The sequence below is a fragment of the Slackia sp. genome (genome assembly GCF_977041755.1).
This window is the reverse complement of the sequence record NZ_CDRRGL010000138.1, coordinates 1-4,452: the sequence shown is the minus strand read 5'-3', so window position 1 is coordinate 4,452 and position 4,452 is coordinate 1. Positions and strand designations below refer to the sequence as shown.

6 protein-coding genes are annotated in these 4,452 nt (G+C 56.0%); 3 read left to right on the top strand and 3 right to left on the bottom strand.

Going from position 1 to position 4,452, the window contains the following annotated elements:
• A partial coding sequence (locus tag ACWI8T_RS08385; RefSeq protein ID WP_449138609.1) for a LuxR C-terminal-related transcriptional regulator occupies positions 1–1,023 on the top strand: 1,023 nt, incomplete at its 5' end.
• A gap of 102 nt (positions 1,024–1,125) precedes the next feature.
• Here ACWI8T_RS08385 and ACWI8T_RS08380 read toward each other — a convergent pair.
• The 3 genes from ACWI8T_RS08380 to ACWI8T_RS08370 all read right to left on the bottom strand — a co-directional run bounded on the left by ACWI8T_RS08380 (position 1,126) and on the right by ACWI8T_RS08370 (position 2,932).
• Positions 1,126–1,371, bottom strand: coding sequence for a hypothetical protein (locus ACWI8T_RS08380; protein WP_417754018.1), 246 nt, complete (start codon positions 1,369–1,371; stop codon positions 1,126–1,128).
• Between the two features lie 95 nt (positions 1,372–1,466).
• On the bottom strand, positions 1,467–2,201 hold the full coding sequence (locus ACWI8T_RS08375; protein ID WP_449138608.1) for an SDR family NAD(P)-dependent oxidoreductase: 735 nt from the start codon (positions 2,199–2,201) through the stop codon (positions 1,467–1,469).
• On the bottom strand, positions 2,201–2,932 hold the full coding sequence (locus ACWI8T_RS08370; protein ID WP_288169591.1) for a VUT family protein: 732 nt from the start codon (positions 2,930–2,932) through the stop codon (positions 2,201–2,203). Before ACWI8T_RS08370 ends, ACWI8T_RS08375 begins: the two co-directional genes overlap by 1 nt.
• Positions 2,933–3,146: 214 nt before the next feature.
• On the opposite strand from ACWI8T_RS08370, the gene ACWI8T_RS08365 reads away from it, so the two are divergent.
• Positions 3,147–4,082, top strand: a complete 936-nt coding sequence (locus ACWI8T_RS08365; RefSeq protein ID WP_449138607.1) for an undecaprenyl-diphosphate phosphatase — start codon at positions 3,147–3,149, stop codon at positions 4,080–4,082.
• 189 nt (positions 4,083–4,271) lie between these two features.
• On the top strand, positions 4,272–4,452 hold a 181-nt coding region (locus ACWI8T_RS08360), incomplete at its 3' end, for a UvrD-helicase domain-containing protein (protein WP_449138606.1).

Below are 4,452 nucleotides of genomic sequence, written 5' to 3'. Positions count from 1 at the left end.
ATTGAAGTTGGCTTGCCCATGGTTGTCAATGTGCCCAGGGAGAACAAGAATAGCTATATCCATGCTTTGGGGAGCATATGGAAGTGCGCCTTGTATTGCGGTGCGTTTGCGTTTCTTGGCGGCGTTACTCGGTCGTTGTCGCTGCAGATTGTAGCGATGAACTATATCAATTACGCATCCATTCTGGGCGGCTTGCTTTCGGCGCTGGCCATTGTGGCCATATGGAGGGTCAAAACGGTTCGGTACAGCATCAGCCACGTGTTTCAGGTACTGTTTCCCCTGTTGGTGCTACTTGTTTGCGCCCTGCCGTTTTTCGACATGAAGGCGTTTTTCTGGCCCGCTGCTGCGTTGTACATGGTGTACAGCTTCATGTCGCTAAGCATGCAAGTGCTGTGCGTTCAGGTAACCCATGACTATGGCGTGAGCCCCTCGTTTTGCATCAGCTTCCAAACCGGTGTTTCCGTTTGCATGCAGGGGTTGGGCTATCTTTTGGGGAATGCTGTCAACAGCGAGCCCTTTTCGCAAATTCCGCCGCTTGCGACAATTGCTTTGATTTCGCTTGCCATGCTTGCCCTTGTCGTCTATTTCACGCGCGGGCTTTTCATCTCGCAGGAGACCGATGGGAGAAGCGTCGAATTCCTGTCCCTTGCGAGAAAGCCGCACCAGGCAGAGGCGCCATTTGATGAGACGGAAATCGTTGCCGACGATGAGACGGCGGACGTTGCGGCTGATGAGGGGCCTGCGGCAGGCGACGAAGAGCCAGCCGCAGGCCATGAAAGCGATTTGAGCTACGTCGGCAACTTGTCCGCACGTTGCGAGGCAATTGGCGAGGAATACTACTTGTCGCAAAGGGAAATTGAAGTTATGCAGCTCTTCATGCAGGGCTATACGATGTCGTCCATCGCAAAAGAGCTGTTTATCTCCGAGAACACCGTCAAAACCCACACACGCAGGCTCTACTCGAAGCTGGGAATCAACAAAAAGCAGCAACTGTTCAACCTGGTGAACGGCTGTACGGAATAATGGGCGAGTTTGCCTCTAAACATGCATTTTTGTAGTAAAAAGACGCTGTCATCCATATAGAAAAGCGTGGATTGGCCGAGGATGACAGCTTCGTTATGCTGGCTAGGCTACGCTTTCGTATGGGTAGCTCATGGCGTACATCGTTTCGGGATCGAGGTGTATCTTCCCGTTGTCCCACGTAACGATGTCATGGTCGATTGAAAAGGCTCCAAAAATGCGAGAATCTTTCAGGGACTTGAATGCTGGCTTGTCGGTTAACTCGGACGCGTCGAAAAGGCGTTTTCCTCCTGTGGAGAAAATGACGAGTCTCGATAGGCCATTGACAGCTTTCGCGTCTAGAACCTCCATGCTTGCTTTCGGCTCGCTTGCGAAAGCAAGCCCATCCATAACAAACATTTTAGCTCCTTAAGAAAGCGGGCTGATTTTCTCGAAGGGGTTTCCAGCTACGGCTTTATTCCAAGCGGCATAGGCTTCCTTTTCGTTTTGTTCGGGTACGGCTGGTCTTCGGGCCACACGAATTCGGCGGCTCCCGCCTCGCCTCCATCGATAAGAAGGTTTTGGCCGGTCATGAAGCGGTTCGTCACGCCAACGAAATAGACCCACTCGGCGATTTCGTCGGGTTCGGCCCAACGGCGCAGCGGCGTGAGCTGCATGATGCGATCCCACATGGCGGCGTCGTCCATCACGGGGCGATTGAGCTCGGTAAGCACGCCGCCCGGGTCGACGCTGTTGCAAATTCCCTGCGGCGCCAGGCGGTTCGCGACGTTTTTCGTATACGAAAGAATGCCGCCCTTGCTCGCCGCATACTCGGGAAATTCGGAACCCGTGTGTCCGCTCGCCGAGCCGACGTTGACAACCGAACGAATCCACGGCGCGGGCTTCGCGGCGGGGAAGTCGCCCACGAACGCATATGCCTCGGTGATATTGATGGTGCCCTGCAGGTTAACGGCGATGTCGTCTGCGCCCTGGACGCCAGCATTGTTCACGATGACGTTGGGCTCGAGGCCGGCGGGAAACGCCGCGCGGTCGCGCACGTCGACGACGAAATGCTCGTATTCTGCGTGAGCAATCGATGCCGACGCGATATCGAAGCCGTATACATGCCATCCGCGCTGCAAAAACAGCTCGGCGCATGCGCGACCAATGCCCGCCGAAGTGCCCGTTATGAGTGCCTTCATTATTGGTTGGACTTCTGTGCAGCGATGCGGTTGATGTATGCTGCGCCCACGTTTTCGCGCTCCCAGCCGCGCACGACTTTGTAGCCCACGGGGCTCAGCAGAATCTCGCACAGCAGCTCAGCCACGGCGCCCGTGAACGAGCAGGTGAGCACCTGAATCCACGTCCAGCCGAAGAACACGTGCGATACGACGATGGCGAAAATCAAGTTGTCGACGAACTGCGCAATGCCCGTGGAGATATAGGAACGCTTTGCGAACGCGCCGAAGGTATTCGACGTGGAAAGGCGGCCGATGGCCACGTTGAGCAGGGAATTCACGGTCGACGAGCACAGCATTGCAAGCGAGCTGCCCAGCACGACGTACCACGTGCCGCCGATGGTGGCGTTCAGGGCGTCGTTGACTTCGACCATGCCGGTGTCGTAGTAGGCGCCCCACATGCCCGGGGTGAGGCTCATGAGCCAGAAGAATAGGCACACGGCCAGGTTCACGCCCAGCGCGAGAATCGAGATTTTGATGGACGCCTTCGCGCCGAAGCGCTTGCAGATCATGTCCATGCAGAGGAAGGAAACCCAGCTCACGGCGAAGCCGCAGTCGAGCGCGAGCCATGGTGTGCTCAGAAGCTCCTTGTTTGCCATGAGGTTCATGAGGATGACGCTCACGATGAAAATCGTGACGGTGGGAGCGGGAATGCTCCGCAGCAAGACCTTGTAGTCTTCGAAAAATTTGCGCATTGCGACTTTCTCCTTTGGTTTTAGGTTTTACAAGCAGGATTTCGGACCCGAACTGCTTGGGTGGCGCTTCTTGCTTTTGCGTACCATTTGCCATAATAACGCTCTGGTTCTGTTTTTCCAAGGCAATGCGCGCGCTTTGCACAACGAACGCGCGCCCGTCATATAGAATTCAACGGTTGCATAAATACACATGAATGCGGAAGGTTTAGCGCCCATGCTTATTGAAGCTTTAAAAGCACTGCTCATTGGTCTGGTCGAGGGCATTACCGAATGGCTGCCTATTTCCTCGACGGGCCACATGATTCTTGTTGACGAGTTCGTGAAACTGCAGGTTTCCGATTCGTTCCTTGCGCTGTTCTTGGTGGTTATCCAAATTGGCGCCATCATGGCGGTCATTATTCTGTACTTCCATAAGCTCAACCCCTTCTCGCCGAGCAAAACGGTCGACGAGCGTCGCAGCACGTGGCGCCTTTGGGGCATGGTGGTCATTGGGTGCCTGCCTGCGGCCGTGTTCGGTTTCGCGCTCGACGATTTCATGAACGAGCATTTCTATAACAAGGTTACCGTCGCGGCCATGCTCGTTTTGTACGGCATCGTGTTCATCGTGCTCGAGCGTCGCAATCGCCGTCGTTTCAAGGAAGCGCTCGCCGAGGTGGAAGCGCCGCGTGGCCGTCATGCGCGCGTGAGCGAGGCCGACGCCGAAGCTGCTGCCGAGACGTCGCTGTTCAAGGTAACGAACGTCGACGACATCGATTGGAAAACCGCGCTGAAGATTGGCTTCTTCCAGTGCTTGGCCATGGTCCCCGGCACGTCGCGCTCGGGCGCAACCATCATTGGTGGCATGCTCACGGGCTGCTCGCGCACGGCTGCGACCGAGTTCACGTTCTTCCTGGCCATTCCCGTGATGCTCGGCTGGGGCGTGGTGAAGGTCGCGAAGTTCGTTTTGGCGGGCGTCGCCATGACGCAGACCGAAATCGTCGTGCTCGTGGTGGGCATCGTGACTGCTTTTGTGATGTCGGTCATTTCGATCAAATTCCTCATGGGCTATATCAAGAAGAACGACTTCACGGCATTCGGTATTTACCGCATCATCGTGGGCGCGCTGGTTTTGGGCTATTTCGCGTTCGAGACCATGGGAATGTTGCCGTAGATCCGCAACAAGCAATTGTGATGTACGCGCCTCGCGTCTTCGGGCGAGGATTCTGGCGCAGTTCCGCACGAGCCGAAAGCCACATGAAGTGGCTTTCGTGCGAGCTCAGGACTGTTTGAGCACGGAAGCCTCGTCTGAAGACGCGAGGCGGTTTGTATACACTCACTCCAAAGATGGATAGGTGGATATATGACTAGCATCGATATCGATTCCTTGAATCCCGCGCAGCGCGAGGCCGTGCTGTGCACCGAGGGCCCGCTGCTCGTGCTTGCGGGCGCTGGTTCGGGTAAAACGCGCGTGCTCACGTATCGCATTGCGCATATGCTCGCCGACAATGGCGTGCAGCCGTGGGAGATTCTGGCTATCACGT